This is a genomic window from Paraburkholderia sp. SIMBA_030 (genome assembly GCF_046535245.1).
In the GTDB taxonomy this organism is placed as follows: domain Bacteria; phylum Pseudomonadota; class Gammaproteobacteria; order Burkholderiales; family Burkholderiaceae; genus Paraburkholderia.
Genome location: NZ_JAWRXB010001235.1, coordinates 1 through 249, shown reverse-complemented (window position 1 = coordinate 249; position 249 = coordinate 1). Strand labels below are relative to the sequence as shown.

The window sequence follows — 249 nt, the reverse complement described above, 5'->3', positions numbered from 1 at the left end:
ATTTCACGGCGACCGCCCCGCAGATCCAATGGGTGGTCGAAGCATATGCGCTCACACTCTCGGCCCTCCTAATCCTGGGAGGCCGACTCGGGGACCTGTATGGTCACAAACGCGCTTTTATCTTGGGCAACGTTCTGTTTGCCGCGTCTTCGCTCTTGTGCGCCATTTCTGGCTCGCTTCTTGAGCTTGTCGTATCGCGAGGGATTCAGGGGATCGCCGCGGCCATGCTGGTCCCCTGTAGCCTTACGC

General features: G+C 59.4%; 1 protein-coding gene. It reads left to right on the top strand.

Annotated elements, in window-relative coordinates:
• Window positions 1–249 (top strand): MFS transporter (locus tag SB772_RS43985; RefSeq protein ID WP_410839025.1); only part of this gene is annotated, 249 nt, incomplete at both ends.